14 protein-coding genes are annotated in these 13,640 nt (G+C 39.2%); 7 read left to right on the forward strand and 7 right to left on the reverse strand.

Features of this window, described 5'->3' with window-relative positions; all coding sequences use genetic code 11:
* Positions 1 to 124 precede the first annotated feature (124 nt).
* Together mnmC2 and D2V08_RS13145 are read right to left on the reverse strand one after the other, a co-directional pair.
* Positions 125 to 787, reverse strand: coding sequence for a tRNA (5-methylaminomethyl-2-thiouridine)(34)-methyltransferase MnmC2 (gene mnmC2, locus D2V08_RS13140; RefSeq protein ID WP_119608622.1), 663 nt, complete (start codon positions 785 to 787; stop codon positions 125 to 127).
* On the reverse strand, positions 784 to 1,260 hold the full coding sequence (locus D2V08_RS13145) for a DUF4920 domain-containing protein (protein ID WP_119608623.1): 477 nt from the start codon (positions 1,258 to 1,260) through the stop codon (positions 784 to 786). Before D2V08_RS13145 ends, mnmC2 begins: the two co-directional genes overlap by 4 nt.
* Before the next feature lie 106 nt (positions 1,261 to 1,366).
* Between D2V08_RS13145 and D2V08_RS13150 the strand changes: the two genes are divergently transcribed.
* Positions 1,367 to 2,434: a branched-chain amino acid aminotransferase gene (locus D2V08_RS13150; protein WP_182835551.1), complete on the forward strand. Its 1,068-nt coding sequence runs from the start codon at positions 1,367 to 1,369 to the stop codon at positions 2,432 to 2,434.
* A 34-nt stretch (positions 2,435 to 2,468) separates the two neighbouring features.
* On the opposite strand, the gene D2V08_RS13155 is transcribed toward D2V08_RS13150, so the two are convergent.
* A complete protein-coding gene (locus tag D2V08_RS13155) occupies positions 2,469 to 2,855 on the reverse strand; it encodes a pyrophosphohydrolase domain-containing protein (protein WP_119608624.1) in 387 nt (128 codons plus the stop codon).
* 39 nt (positions 2,856 to 2,894) lie between these two features.
* Between D2V08_RS13155 and D2V08_RS17610 the strand changes: the two genes are divergently transcribed.
* The 5 genes from D2V08_RS17610 (at position 2,895) to D2V08_RS13185 (ending at position 6,879) form a co-directional block, all read left to right on the forward strand.
* Positions 2,895 to 3,083, forward strand: coding sequence for a hypothetical protein (locus D2V08_RS17610; RefSeq protein WP_119608625.1), 189 nt, complete (start codon positions 2,895 to 2,897; stop codon positions 3,081 to 3,083).
* A gap of 313 nt (positions 3,084 to 3,396) precedes the next feature.
* Complete coding sequence (gene crcB, locus D2V08_RS13170) at positions 3,397 to 3,768, forward strand: fluoride efflux transporter CrcB (protein WP_119608627.1); 372 nt, start codon at positions 3,397 to 3,399, stop codon at positions 3,766 to 3,768.
* Positions 3,769 to 4,040: 272 nt separating this feature from the next.
* A complete protein-coding gene (locus D2V08_RS13175) occupies positions 4,041 to 4,379 on the forward strand; it encodes a P-II family nitrogen regulator (RefSeq protein WP_119608628.1) in 339 nt (112 codons plus the stop codon).
* 33 nt (positions 4,380 to 4,412) lie between these two features.
* On the forward strand, positions 4,413 to 5,693 hold the full coding sequence (locus D2V08_RS13180; protein ID WP_119608629.1) for an ammonium transporter: 1,281 nt from the start codon (positions 4,413 to 4,415) through the stop codon (positions 5,691 to 5,693).
* A 148-nt stretch (positions 5,694 to 5,841) separates the two neighbouring features.
* Positions 5,842 to 6,879, forward strand: a complete 1,038-nt coding sequence (locus tag D2V08_RS13185) for an outer membrane beta-barrel protein (RefSeq protein ID WP_119608630.1) — start codon at positions 5,842 to 5,844, stop codon at positions 6,877 to 6,879.
* A 55-nt stretch (positions 6,880 to 6,934) separates the two neighbouring features.
* Here D2V08_RS13185 and D2V08_RS13190 read toward each other — a convergent pair whose 3' ends face one another.
* The 3 genes from D2V08_RS13190 to D2V08_RS13200 all read right to left on the reverse strand — a co-directional run bounded on the left by D2V08_RS13190 (position 6,935) and on the right by D2V08_RS13200 (position 9,575).
* Positions 6,935 to 7,573, reverse strand: coding sequence for a DUF1684 domain-containing protein (locus D2V08_RS13190; RefSeq protein ID WP_119608631.1), 639 nt, complete (start codon positions 7,571 to 7,573; stop codon positions 6,935 to 6,937).
* Positions 7,574 to 7,638: 65 nt separating this feature from the next.
* Entirely contained in the window at positions 7,639 to 8,994 is a 1,356-nt protein-coding gene (locus tag D2V08_RS13195; protein ID WP_245980588.1) for an alpha/beta hydrolase, read from the reverse strand.
* A 128-nt stretch (positions 8,995 to 9,122) separates the two neighbouring features.
* Positions 9,123 to 9,575: an Lrp/AsnC family transcriptional regulator gene (locus D2V08_RS13200; protein WP_119608633.1), complete on the reverse strand. Its 453-nt coding sequence runs from the start codon at positions 9,573 to 9,575 to the stop codon at positions 9,123 to 9,125.
* Between the two features lie 121 nt (positions 9,576 to 9,696).
* On the opposite strand from D2V08_RS13200, the gene D2V08_RS13205 reads away from it, so the two are divergent.
* Entirely contained in the window at positions 9,697 to 10,098 is a 402-nt protein-coding gene (locus D2V08_RS13205; RefSeq protein ID WP_119608634.1) for a hypothetical protein, read from the forward strand.
* Positions 10,099 to 10,105: 7 nt separating this feature from the next.
* Here the strand turns inward: D2V08_RS13205 and D2V08_RS13210 are convergent, their stop codons facing one another.
* Positions 10,106 to 13,564 carry a methylmalonyl-CoA mutase family protein gene (locus D2V08_RS13210; RefSeq protein WP_119608812.1) on the reverse strand — a complete coding sequence of 1,153 codons (3,459 nt, stop codon included), beginning with the start codon at positions 13,562 to 13,564 and terminating at the stop codon, positions 10,106 to 10,108.
* Positions 13,565 to 13,640: the final 76 nt, after the last annotated feature.

Genomic DNA, 13,640 nt, shown 5'->3' on the forward strand with positions numbered 1-13,640 from the left:
ATACAAATTTATAGGTTTAATCGACTGTTGATCAGACCTTAATTTAGGTTTAACATATTTGTTTAAACTTTAAAACAATTTATGACCGCAAAAGAACTGAACCTTAACAGAAGTTTAGCAATTCCTAGCTTTTTATGGCCCTAAGCATTTCCCGTTTACCAGGCGGGCCGGGCAATCGTTCCACTGTAAATCCAACCGCTTGCATAGCCCTGCGCACACTGCCTTTTGCTGCATACGTGACTAGGATACCACCTTTTTTTAAAGCATGGTACATCTTTAAAAATATCTCCTCGGTCCAAAGCTCTGGTTGGACTCGTGCCCCAAATGCATCAAAATAAATGAGGTTGAACAAGTTTTCTTCTTCAATCTCCTTAAAGTCCTTTTTTTGTTTCAAAAGTGAAAAATCAGGGGTAATTGATGTAGTTTCTTCCCAAGGGGAGCCATGCATTCTTTGAAAAGCTTCTCTATTATTACTGGCATCCAATTGTTGGCAATAATCCAACGCCTCCACTTCTTCCTTAGAAACCGGAAACGCTTCAATACCCACATAATCAATGCTTAATTGTTGCTTGGGGGCTTCCAATAAAGTGATAAATGCATTTAAGCCGGTTCCGAAACCTATTTCCAAAAGATTTATTTTTTTATTTTGAAACAGTCTCAAACCATGTTCAATAAAAACATGATAGGCTTCCTGGACAGCACCGTGTTTGGAATGGTACTGTTCGTCCCAATCCTCTATTTGGATGGTTTTGGAACCATCACCAGTTGTAATTATTCTTCGCTTCAAGGTTGACTGGCGATCAAAACCCCGTCCGCTTCGAACCTTAAGGTTTTTTTCGGAGCGGTAATTTGGGCCAATTCATCTTCGGAAGCTCCTTCATCCTCGGCATAATGCCTTTGGTCATCAACCGACATTTCTTCCAAGAAAGCAGCACCGTTCATCACCACTTTTTTACCTGCAGCATCTTTGGGAACAAAAAAACCATAATCCTTAAAACGAACAAAAACCTCGTCGTTGGATTCCAATTGCACCTTCATCCAACAACCTTTGGACTGGCAAACTTCCTTGATTTCACCCACAATTTGGGTCTGTAAGGAATCCTTGCCTGAAATTTGGTCAAAAGGAGCGGATGTTTTTGAAGCTTTTCCAGAAACTTCAAATTCTTCTCCAAAATAATCGCCTTGAATGGTTTCCTGTTTGCAGGAAACAAGTAGAATACCCAGTAAAAAAACAGCAGTAAAAGTGTTAAAAATTCTCATTTTTGATAACATTTAAATGATTGTAGATTAAGTATAACATTTAGGTTGACGAAACATCCAAAACTAACAATAAATAGCTAATTTTAACACTGTAAATGTAAGTGATATGGAAACAATGGCTAACAAAATAGCTGTGGAGAAAGCTAAATCCTCCAAAATCGAAGATGTGGATTTTGACAATCTTTCCTTCGGAAGTGTTTATTCCGACCACATGCTGGTCTGCGACTATAAGGATGGAGAATGGAAATCTCCAAAAGTGGTTCCCTACCAACCTATCACCTTAGATCCTTCAGCAAAAATATTTCATTATGGACAATCCATTTTTGAAGGAATGAAGGCATATAAGGACGAAAACGGAAAAGTATGGCTCTTTAGGCCCTTGGAAAATTTTAAAAGATTGAACAAGTCTGCCCAAAGATTGGCCATTCCTGAAATACCAGAATCCTACTTTATGGATGGTCTCAATACACTTATTCAATTGGAAAGTGATTGGATTCCTCAAAACCCCGGCAGTTCCTTATACATAAGACCTTTTGTATTTGCCTCAGGAAACGGTTTTCATGCTTCTCCTGCTGATGAATATAAATTCATAATTGCCTGCGCACCTTCCGGGGCATATTTTTCCGGAAAGGTAAAAGTATTGATAGAAGAAACTTATTCCAGAGCTGCAAATGGCGGTGTTGGTTATGCAAAAGCAGGTGGTAATTACGCCGGACAATTTTACCCAACGCAATTAGCAGCTGAAAAGGGATACCAACAAGTAATCTGGACGGACGACAATACCCACGAATTTATTGAAGAGGCCGGCGCCATGAATGTATTTGTTCGAATCAACGATACTTTAATGACAGCGCCTACAAGCGACCGTATATTGGATGGAATTACTAGAAAAAGTATTTTGGATATTGCCAAAGATGAAGGCATCGAAACCGAAGTACGCAAAATATCGGTTCACGAATTGGTAGAAGCCGCAGAAAATGGTTCTCTAAAAGAAATGTTTGGAGCAGGAACCGCTGCAGTGGTTTCTCCGATTTCAGGTTTTGGATACCATGGGAAGGATTACGACCTGCCAGATTTGGAAGAAAGCTATGCTTCTTTATTAAAGCAAAGAATCACGGATATTCAATACAACCGAGCAGAGGATAAATTTGGATGGCGGCACCAGGTCATCTAGCAAAAACATAAAAGGTGCCAAATGGCGCCTTTTTTTATTTATCTATAATAGTTTGTATGTCCGGTTTAAAATAATTTGGTCCCTTTAGCACTTTTCCATCTTCACGGTAAATGGGTTTTCCATCAGCGCCCAATTTACTCATATTGCTACGCTGAATTTCTTCAAAAACTTCTTCAATCTTATATTGCATACCGTGTTCAAGTATGGTTCCGCACAAAATATAAAGCATATCTCCAAGGGCATCCGCGACCTCCACTAAATCATCATTATTGGCTGCTTCCAAATACTCCCGGTTCTCCTCATCCATCAAATTAAAACGAAGATTGTTTTTATCTTTTCCAAGATTCGCCTTTGGCTTTTTTGATACTCCTAGACCAAAAGAATTGTGGAAGAGCTCCACAGCTTTTATTTTACGTTCCATTACACTTATTTGATTTAGCTTTGCATAAAAATATGAAATATGTTCAGTACAGGACAGATAATTTTTGCAGCCTTATTCTTCATTGCCTTTGTGGTTATTATCTCGTTTTCCTATCGAAAAGATAAAAAACTACACAAAAAGAATTATAAAGGTGTTATTTGGATATTGATTTCCTTCATAACTTTTATAATTATTCTATTTCTAATTAAACACTTCCTCAAAAATTAACGATTAAATTGTGGTTACCACAAAAATCACTCTTTTCACAACAATAGTAAGGTCTAGATTTCGTTCTTATAGGAAAAACCGTACTTTTGTTTAACATTAATTTAGCACCTAACCTAGATGACTGTATTCTTTAGTGTTCTTTTTATTTTGCTTGCTATCAATGCCATTCTATTGATTTTCAGTGTTAATGGAGCAAAGGAAAGATTTACAAAACCTATTCGACGGATTTCCGAAACTTCAACTACCAAATTTTTCCCCCGAGAGGTTGTAAAAACCGAATACAAAGAAGCGGTTTAGTTTGTACCTTTAAGGCATGAAACAGGCCTTTCTTGTTTTTTTGGGCGGAGGATTGGGAAGCGTTCTACGCTTTATGATCTCCAAACCACTTAACCCCCTTTTCCAAAATTTTTTCTTAGGCACTTTTTTTGTCAACATGGTTGGTTGCCTTTTAATTGGTCTTTTTTTAGGCCTTTCCGCAAAAGGCAATATACTTTCCTACAATAACACACTCTTTCTTGCCACAGGATTTTGCGGTGGGTTTACTACATTTTCTGCATTTGCTTTTGAGAAGCACTCTTTTTTAAAGAATGGTGATTTACTCAATTTAGCCATTTACATGCTTTCCAGTATTGGCATCGGTGTTCTTGCCGTTATTTTAGGATTGTGGATCGCCAAACACATTTAATAGTTACAAATTGCGTTTTTATAGTTAAAATTTGTTAAAAACTAAACATTTGCATTGTTTTTTACACTTTATATTGAGAAAAATTGACCAAAAATCATTCAATCTTAATATTAAATCAACAAATACCCAACAAAACTTAATATAAAATTAAATACCCCTAAAATTGTAGGGGTATTTTTCTTATACCCATAAAAATACTCCAACTACCCTCCTATTTTTTATAGTCTCGATTGAATTCCTATATATTTGACTCATCAATTAACTACTTAATTATGAAAAAAGTCGAGGCAATTATTAGAAAATCCAAATTTGATGAGGTCAAAAAAGCGCTGCATCAAATTGAGGTCAACTTCTTTAGTTACTGGGATGTAACCGGAGTTGGAAATGAGAAACAAGGACATGTTTATCGTGGCATATCGTATAGCACAAGCGATATACAGCGAAGGTATTTGGTTATCGTAGTTAGCGATGACTTTCTGGAAAAAACCGTGAATGTATTATTGGACACAGCCAGTACAGGCAATGTTGGTGATGGAAAAATTTTCGTCTCTGATATGATCGAGGCCTACAGGATCAGGACCAAGGAAAGCGGAAGCGCCGGAATCAACTAACATTAATAGCCAAAAAACTTAAAAACTTAGATTATGATTATTCAAGAACAAGAAGCGATAGATAAAGCCGTGGAAGCCATTACTGGCGACATGGGTGCATTGTGGATTACCCTTGCGGCCATTTTGGTCTTTTTTATGCAGGCAGGGTTCACATTACTGGAAATAGGTTTTACCCGAAGCAAGAACACTGGTAATATTATTATGAAAAACGTAATGGATTTGGCCGTAGGTTCGGTCATGTTCTGGGCAGTGGGTTATGCAATCATGTACGGAAGCGACCTAGTTGGTGGAGGATTTTTTAGATCAAGTCCATCGGACCAAGGATACTTCTTTTTTAGTGCAGATGATTGGTACAACCTGTTTTTCCAAACCGTATTCTGCGCCACAGCTGCAACCATTGTATCTGGAGCAATTGCAGGTAGAACCAAATTTTCAACCTATTTGATTTTTTCTGCTATCCTTACCACGTTGATTTACCCAATTTCGGGTAGCTGGTATTGGCCATTTGATGACGATGCTTGGTTGAACACCGCAGGATTTGTTGATTTTGCCGGTTCTTCCGTAGTACATGCCGTAGGAGGCGCCGCTGCGTTGGTAGCTGCCATTTTGGTAGGACCAAGAATTGGTAAATACGTAGACGGAAAAGCTCAGGCAATCCCTGGTCACAACATGGCTTTTGGAGCATTGGGTGTATTCATCCTTTGGTTGGGATGGTTCGGATTTAACGGTGGTTCCCAATTGGCTTGGGGTGGTGACGATACCATCGGAGCTACAAGCGTTATCATTAACACGAACCTTGCTGCCGCCATCGGTGCTATTGGAGCCCTATTCTTTACTTGGGCCAGATATGGTAAAGCAGATATTTCAATGACTTTGAATGGTGCTTTGGCCGGTTTGGTAGGTATTACCGCCGGATGTGGTTCCGTAAACGCTTGGGGAGCCCTAGCCATTGGTCTACTATGCGGTATCGTAGTGGTGGTGTCCATTGAATTTATCGATAAAAAACTTAAAATTGACGACCCAGTAGGTGCCATTTCCGTTCACGGAGTTTGCGGATTCCTAGGAACTGTACTTATCGGCCTTTTTGCACTGGACGGTGGATTATTCTACGGTGGTAGCGGAAAACTACTTTGGGTACAGACCTATGGATCATTGGCCTACATTGTTTGGGCAGCTGTAGCATCCTTTATAGTGCTTTTCATATTGAAGAAAACTATTGGATTGAGAGTATCCGAAAAAGAGGAAGTTGAAGGTTTGGATATGCACGAACATGGTGTGGAAGCCTACCCAGAACACATTTCTCAAGATAAATAAAAAACAAGTCTTTCAAACTCACAACAAGATTGCAAAAAAGGAACGGAGCGTTCTGCCAAACGCTCCGTCTAATAACCTTTTCAATCAAACTCACATTTATACAACTAACTGTCCTTAGCTAAAAGGACAATCTTTAAACGATTATGATATGAAAACGATTATAAATACAAATTTCGTAAAATTTTTGGCTATCGCCATGATTTCAATGGTAACTTTCTCTGTCTCTGCGCAGGAGGAAGAAGAATCAAAGTTCACTTTGAGTGGTTCTGTTGATGCTTATTACAGAACTACCACAAAAGATGGAGGCGAAGCCACAACAGCCTCCTTTACATCATTTGCAAATCAAACAGGTTTTGCATTAGGTATGGCCAATTTGATAGGTACTTACGATATGGGGGATACAGGTGTTGTGGTCGATTTGGTTTTTGGACCAAGAGGTACCGAAGCTACTTTTAATAACGACGTACTTAATGGTATTATCAACCAAGCATATGTTTACTGGAATGTTTCCGAAAGCACTACATTGACTATGGGTCGTTTCAATACCTTTTTGGGGTATGAAGTAATCGCTCCACAAGCAAATTTCAACTATAGTGTTTCTTACTTATTTTCAAATGGACCATTTTCGCATTTGGGCTTAAAAGCAGATTTTGCTTTATCTGATGATGTAAGCTTAATGCTTGCAGTAATGAATCCTTGGGATACCAACGACATCAGTGACTCTGGTGAGTATTCTTTAGGTGGTCAGCTAGGGTTTTACGATCAATTCTTAAACCTTTACTACGATAGCGGAAAGAGTGGTGGTCTTGGTTTTGAAATTGATTATACCGGTGGCTTTGATGTAACCGAGGATTTTTTCTTTGGAATAAATGCAGCATATAACGACAACTCGGAGACTGGAACTGGTTTCTATGGTGCGGCAATTTACCCACAACTGACCACATCTGATAATTTTGCAATTGGACTTCGTGGTGAATACATGACATTTACCGATGATGCTGTTGAAGATGACTCTCCTGTTCTTGGACTGACGTTGACTGGAAGCTTTACCAAAGACAATCTTATCATTAAACCAGAGGTTCGTTTGGATACTTGGGGGAATGACATAGAGCCCTATAACGACGGTGATGGAGCTTTTACCAGCAATCAATCTTCATTCTTGATTGCCGCTATTTACTCTTTCTAAGCGATGTAGATATGGTACGAAAAAAGCCTTATTCCATTAGGATTAAGGCTTTTTTTTAATCCTTGTTAAAATTTTTCACTCCTGCTCTCACCATAGTTCTCAAATAATTTTGCCTTGGCACTAGAGGGCAGGAGTACTTTTTGTTATAAACACAATAAGGATTGTATGCTTTGTTAAAGTCAATCACCAAAGTATCACCTACCGGGATGCTTAAATCTATATACCGACCGCCACCATACGTTTCTTCTCCATTGGTATTGTCCAAAAAAGGCAAAAACAAATAATCCTCATATTCTTCATCCTCCAACAACTCCAAACTTTGGTACACTTCCAATTGATGCTTGGTACCGTTCAAGGTAAAATATGCAATTCCGTAAACAACTTCTTGACTTTCCCTATCCGTAGTAGTAGGCATAAAAAACGGTTCTGCATTTGGGGTTCTTTCAAAACGTGCTTTTACGATATACGAAGTATCGGGGTTAAAAAAATCAAGCCCCTCAAAGTCTTTGCGGTACTTATCAGGCAGAGGAGATGAATCAGGATCCTTGAAACTTTCATTTTGCTCTTTCTGGTAATTCAGAATATCTGCGACCAAATCGGATTCTACTGCTACCGTTTTTTCTTTGTCATGATACTTTTTACCTTGTCCACAGGACGTTAAAAAAATTACAGAAAGTAAGATTGCATATCTCATTCACAATGATATTTATACAAAAATACAGCTTAAACTAAATAAGTAAACCCAATGAAGTGTTAGGACTAATTTTCATCCAACTTGATATCGTACCGTGCATCATCCAAATATTTTGAAACCAGCTCGTTAAATTCAGGTGTAATACGGAACAACGCAGTATTTTCAAGACTATAAAGTTTTTCCTTGTCCTTGAAACCTTTTTTCAATACTTCTTCCAAATAGAATAACGAGGTTCCAAAATCATCATTTTTAGCACTCAGGGAAATGGTTTGCAAATAAAACTCGTAATTGTCTGGCTCTAAAATAGTTTTCAGCATATATAAAAATGCAAGAGCATCTTCATCAACCACTTCTTCTGATAATACAATTTTTATGTTATCCTCTGCCAAGACGTTTACAAACCCCTTTAATCGATGACCCATTTGCTTTTCAAAAGGTTTTGAACTGGAAATAAATTTATCTATAACCCCCATTTGATGGTTCCACCAACCCAAATTATTAAAATTATAGGTGTAAACATCCTCTTCCATATAATATTGGTAATCCTCTTTAAGCATGGACTCCTGTAAAAAAGCAGCATTTTCCGCCCTTTTCAATACTTTGTATGCTTTGCCCCTTCTGAGATCCCTCTGGACCGACCTAAGAGAATCCATATTCTTCAAAGCCCCATACATAGACATCATTTGAGTTAAGTATTGCTCGGCCCACAACAAATCACCAATACTTTTTAGTTGATTCACTTTCGCCAGGTCCTCTTGATATGCTTTTTCTATAAAGGTGGAATCCTTTGGAATCCATTGTCTCCCCATCGCATCCAAAGTAAAGAGCTGCATCCCCTTTTCTATGTACGAAACTCCTGGCCATTCGCCATTCCCATCATAGAGCAAAACCTGATTAGGGAATTTATATCGGTCTAAAAGTTTGGCGTCTGTTAGCATAAAGGGGTAATTATAGTTCTCCTTATTCACGATACCCACAAAATGAAAAGACTCCTTTATGTTAATAAGTTCTCTATTGGCCAAAGAAGCACCTATTGACATAGCTCCATTGACCCCTTTAATGAGAATAGGCACCAAGCTCGCGAATTGACCTCCCGTGTCCTCGCCAGCGGCATAAATTCTATCGGCATGAATCGGCAACAAACCAGTCACCTTTTGGATTATCTGGCTGGTCAAGACCATATTCTTACTCAAGGAAACACTATCTGTCAATTTTGGCGCAGCTAAAACATAGCCTTCATTTTCAGCCGCTATTACAAACATGGAAAGAGCACTTTTCTCCTTTCCCTCAGTATCAAAAATCATGAGCAAAGGCCACTTTTTGTCCATGGAAAATTTCTTTGGAATATAAATGGAATAGGTATTTTCGGTTGAATCATTTACCGAAAGATTTTCAATGATCTCTCCCTTTTTTAAAACCATTTGTTGCGAAAAGACAGAAAGTGTGCAAAAAATAGTCAGAAGCGGTAACAAACATGTTTTTCTCATAATTCAATTTAATCAAAAATCTAGCCAAAGTTGGTTTCGGAATCATCAAATTATTCCAATAACTATTTACCTGCCTTGTTTTTTTTGATTGGCGCATTGCCAACAACTTTGGAAAGCACGATATGGGTCCTACATTCCCCATAAACAATAAGTTCATCGATAAATTTTTCCAAATGGGATTGGTCCCGAAGAACAACCTCCATTATAATATTTTCATTACCCGTAATCCGGTAACAATTCACCACTTCCTGAAAAGTTTTGACCTTATCCAAAAATGGTTTCAGCTTCCCCATAAAGGCACGTAACATAATAATGGCTTTTAACTGATATCCTACCTCCACATAGGAAATACTAGCACAGTAACGTTCTATGACCCCAAGGTCCTCCATCTTTTTAACGCGTTCCGCCACGGCGGGTGGTGTCAACCCAATTTTCCTTCCAATATTGGCAAAGGACTCCCTCGCATTTTGTTGCAGATGATTTAATATTTGCCAATTCAGGTCATCTATCTTCATATCAAAAGTAATTTACCAATATTTTTTTGCTTTTAAAAGCTAAATCAAATAATCGCTTTAATAACAAAAGTAAAAAAATTTAATTCGTGCGTAATTTTATGAGTCAAAATTGCTGTTAGAAATGGAGAGAAATTCTCTTAACTCCTTAGGTGTTTATCGTAAATCTTTGGCGCTACGCGACATGAGCGAAGCTGTTGCGGCTTATTTTACCCAAAACAGGGAAATACTATCATTACGTAAAATTGATTCTTTCCGGGATGATATTTCCAAATCCCTTATGGCAGATGCCGATTTGATTACCAAAGAAGTGGAACAAGCCGCCCTTAGTAATTGCTATTCTTCAAGAATGAGAAGTCTCTCTTATGTAAATATAATGACCCGTAACATTTTGGCTTACTGTAATGGCTTGGAACGGGACGGTGTTAAAGAAAAGGAATACCTGAACCTCCTTCGCAAGGAGATTCGAATATTCCGGGTTTCCTTTAAGAAATGGAGAAAGTCCTTGATCAATAAGAACGACTAACCCATTTTTACATATTTCTTCGGTATTGCCCACCTACTTGAAAGAGAGCTTCGGTAATTTGGCCTAATGAACAGTATTTTGAAGCTTCCATCAATTTCTCAAAAATATTCTCGTTCTTGATTGCCACCTCTTGTAATTCACTCAACTGTTTTTCAGCTTCGCTAGCTTCTCTTTTATGAAGGTTCTGTAAGGTTTTTATTTGATTTTCCTTTTCAGTTTCCGTGGCCCGGATTACCTCCGCAGGCAAAATGGTAGGTGAACCCTTGGAACTCAAGAAGGTATTTACCCCAATTATAGGATATTCGCCCGAATGCTTCAAGGTTTCATAATGAAGGCTTTCTTCTTGGATTTTGGAACGCTGATACATTGTTTCCATGGCGCCGAGCACGCCGCCACGCTCGGTGATTCTATCAAACTCCATCAAAACGGCCTCTTCTACTAAGTCTGTAAGCTCTTCAATAATAAATGACCCTTGTATCGGATTTTCATTTTTGGCCAATCCCAATTCTTTGTTGATAATCAACTGAATGGCCATCGCCCTGCGAACAGATTCCTCGGTTGGCGTAGTAATAGCTTCATCATAGGCATTGGTATGCAAAGAGTTGCAATTATCATAAATCGCATACAATGCCTGAAGGGTGGTACGGATATCGTTAAAATCAATTTCCTGAGCATGCAAGCTTCTTCCTGAAGTCTGGATATGATATTTCAACATCTGAGCTCTTGGGTTGGCACCATACTTTTCTTTTAAGGCTTTGGACCAAATACGTCGAGCCACGCGTCCAATAACGGCATACTCTGGGTCCACACCATTGGAAAAGAAGAATGAAAGGTTGGGACCAAACTTGTTGATATCCATTCCGCGGCTCAAATAGTATTCCACATAAGTGAATCCGTTGGATAATGTAAACGCCAATTGAGTAATCGGGTTAGCACCTGCCTCGGCAATATGATAGCCCGAAATAGAAACGGAATAGAAATTACGAACCTGTTGTTCAATAAAATATTCCTGTACATCGCCCATCAACCTCAGGGCAAACTCAGTTGAAAAAATACAGGTGTTTTGTGCTTGGTCTTCTTTTAAAATATCAGCCTGTACCGTACCACGAACCTGGTTTAAAGTTTTAACCCTTATCTCCTCATAAACCGATTCTGGCAGTACTTGGTCTCCCGTAACACCCAAAAGCATAAGTCCTAAACCATCGTTCCCTTCAGGAAGTTCCCCATAATAATCGGGTCGCGCTATTCCTTTATCTTTAAAAATGGTTTTGATTTTGCGCTCGACCTCTTTCTCCAAGTCATTTTCTTTGATGTACTTCTCACAGTTCTGATCTATGGCGGCATTCATAAAAAAGGCTAAAAGCATCGGTGCGGGACCATTAATGGTCATACTCACAGAAGTCATTGGACTGCTAAGGTCAAATCCCGAGTACAGTTTTTTAGCATCATCCAAGCAACAAATGGAGACCCCAGCATTACCTATTTTTCCATAAATATCTGGGCGATGGTCTGGGTCGTTTCCGTACAAAGTCACCGAATCAAAAGCGGTGGATAAGCGCTTCGCGGGCATGTCCATACTCACATAGTGAAAGCGTCGGTTTGTCCGTTCAGGACCTCCTTCACCTGCAAACATTCGGGTGGGGTCCTCCCCTTCTCTTTTAAATGGATACAGACCTGAAGTATATGGAAATTCCCCTGGTACATTTTCCTGTAAAATCCATTGTAGAATGTCGCCCCAAGCTTTGTATTTGGGTAAGGCCACTTTTGGAATTTGACTGTGCGAAAGTGACTCGGTATGCGTTTTTATCTTGACTTCTTTGTCTCGAACTTTAAAGGAATAGATTTCGGCTTTGTAGCGATTTACTTTTTCTTTCCATTTTAAAATGGCCTCCCAATGATGTGGGTTCAAGTGCATCTTTATCCTATCAAACTCCTTGATGAGTAGATTAACCAATTCCTTGGACTCCTTATTTTTGATATGAGATTCGATTTCCTCTTCGTTCAATCCAGATTTATCCAAAAAAAGCTCCTCTGCTTTTTCTTGGTCCATTTCCAAGATAGAGGCCACTGTCAAAAAGACACCATATAGCTTTTGCGCTATTTTGGATTCTTCCTTCGCCTTCGCATCATAACCTCTATTGCTTTCGGCTATTTCGGATAAATATCGAGTGCGTGCTGGTGGAATCACATAGATTTTTTCAGCCATTTCCTGTGTTACCTCAATAGTAGAGTTCAACGTGGAATTTGCTTTTTCCACCAAGATGTCCATCACCATTTTATAAAGACTGTTCATCCCGGGATCATTAAACTGAGAAGCAATGGTTCCAAAAATGGGCAGTTCATCTTCACTGGTATGCCACAATCCATGGTTTCGGGCATATTGTTTTTTCACATCGCGAATGGCATCGAGCGCACCCCTTTTATCGAACTTATTGATGGCCACAATATCCGCAAAGTCGAGCATATCAATCTTCTCCAACTGTGTTGCCGCACCAAATTCGGGCGTCATCACATAAAGTGAAACATCGCTATGCTCCAATATTTCGGTATCGGACTGCCCAATTCCAGAGGTTTCCAGGATAATCAGGTCGTATTTGGCAGCCTTCAGCACTTGAACAGCCTCGGACACATATTTGGACAAGGCCAAATTGGACTGACGCGTAGCCAAGGAACGCATATATACCCTTTCATTATTGATAGCGTTCATTCGGATTCTGTCACCCAAAAGTGCTCCTCCCGTTTTTCGTTTGGAAGGATCTACAGAAATAATCCCAATATTTTTATCGGGAAAGTCAATCAAAAAGCGTCGAACCAATTCATCCACTAAACTGGATTTCCCTGCTCCGCCTGTACCTGTAATTCCCAAAACGGGAACACTGCCTTGTTCTTTTTCTACTATCGGTAGAAACTTTTCAAACTCCTCATGACGGTTCTCCGCTAAAGAAATCAAACGAGCCAAAGTATTAGGATGCTTCTTTTCTAATTCATTTTCCAAAGATTTTCCTTTGGGAAATTCTAAATCCGGAACAGCAGTATCACAACGCTCCACCAAATCATTGATCATGCCCTGAAGTCCCATTTCCCGACCATCGTCCGGGGAGTAGATTCTTTCTATGCCATAATCCATCAGCTCTTTTATTTCTTCCGGAAGGATAACTCCGCCACCTCCACCAAAAATTTTGATGTGTCCCGCACCTCTTTCTTTCAATAAATCGAACATATACCTAAAATACTCATTGTGCCCCCCTTGGTAAGAGGTCATTGCAATGGCATTGGCATCTTCTTGAATGGCGCAATCAACAACTTCGGCAACACTCCTATCGTGACCCAAATGAATCACCTCAACCCCTGTGGCTTGGATGATTCTTCTCATAATATTGATGGCTGCATCGTGACCATCAAACAAAGAGGCTGCGGTTACGATTCTGATTTTATGTTTAGGCTTGTAGGGTTTAATTTGTTCCATCTGCAATAAAAGGTGAAATTTTGCTCTGCAATTTACGGAAAATGCAATTGAAAATTGATTTTGATTAAGATTATAC

The sequence above is a fragment of the Flagellimonas lutimaris genome, from assembly GCF_003581615.1.
GTDB lineage: Bacteria > Bacteroidota > Bacteroidia > Flavobacteriales > Flavobacteriaceae > Flagellimonas > Flagellimonas lutimaris.

What these genes read in the sequence shown, in the direction of transcription:
- D2V08_RS13145 (WP_119608623.1), bottom strand. Translation starts at nt 1,260, where the DNA reads ATGAGAATTTTTAACACTTTTACTGCTGTTTTTTTACTGGGTATTCTA.
- D2V08_RS13150 (WP_182835551.1), top strand. Translation starts at nt 1,367, where the DNA reads ATGGAAACAATGGCTAACAAAATAGCTGTGGAGAAAGCTAAATCCTCC.
- D2V08_RS13155 (WP_119608624.1), bottom strand. Translation starts at nt 2,855, where the DNA reads ATGGAACGTAAAATAAAAGCTGTGGAGCTCTTCCACAATTCTTTTGGT.
- D2V08_RS17610 (WP_119608625.1), top strand. Translation starts at nt 2,895, where the DNA reads ATGTTCAGTACAGGACAGATAATTTTTGCAGCCTTATTCTTCATTGCC.
- crcB (WP_119608627.1), top strand. Translation starts at nt 3,397, where the DNA reads ATGAAACAGGCCTTTCTTGTTTTTTTGGGCGGAGGATTGGGAAGCGTT.
- D2V08_RS13175 (WP_119608628.1), top strand. Translation starts at nt 4,041, where the DNA reads ATGAAAAAAGTCGAGGCAATTATTAGAAAATCCAAATTTGATGAGGTC.
- D2V08_RS13180 (WP_119608629.1), top strand. Translation starts at nt 4,413, where the DNA reads ATGATTATTCAAGAACAAGAAGCGATAGATAAAGCCGTGGAAGCCATT.
- D2V08_RS13185 (WP_119608630.1), top strand. Translation starts at nt 5,842, where the DNA reads ATGAAAACGATTATAAATACAAATTTCGTAAAATTTTTGGCTATCGCC.
- D2V08_RS13190 (WP_119608631.1), bottom strand. Translation starts at nt 7,573, where the DNA reads ATGAGATATGCAATCTTACTTTCTGTAATTTTTTTAACGTCCTGTGGA.
- D2V08_RS13195 (WP_245980588.1), bottom strand. Translation starts at nt 8,994, where the DNA reads ATGGTTTTAAAAAAGGGAGAGATCATTGAAAATCTTTCGGTAAATGAT.
- D2V08_RS13200 (WP_119608633.1), bottom strand. Translation starts at nt 9,575, where the DNA reads ATGAAGATAGATGACCTGAATTGGCAAATATTAAATCATCTGCAACAA.
- D2V08_RS13205 (WP_119608634.1), top strand. Translation starts at nt 9,697, where the DNA reads ATGGAGAGAAATTCTCTTAACTCCTTAGGTGTTTATCGTAAATCTTTG.
- D2V08_RS13210 (WP_119608812.1), bottom strand. Translation starts at nt 13,564, where the DNA reads ATGGAACAAATTAAACCCTACAAGCCTAAACATAAAATCAGAATCGTA.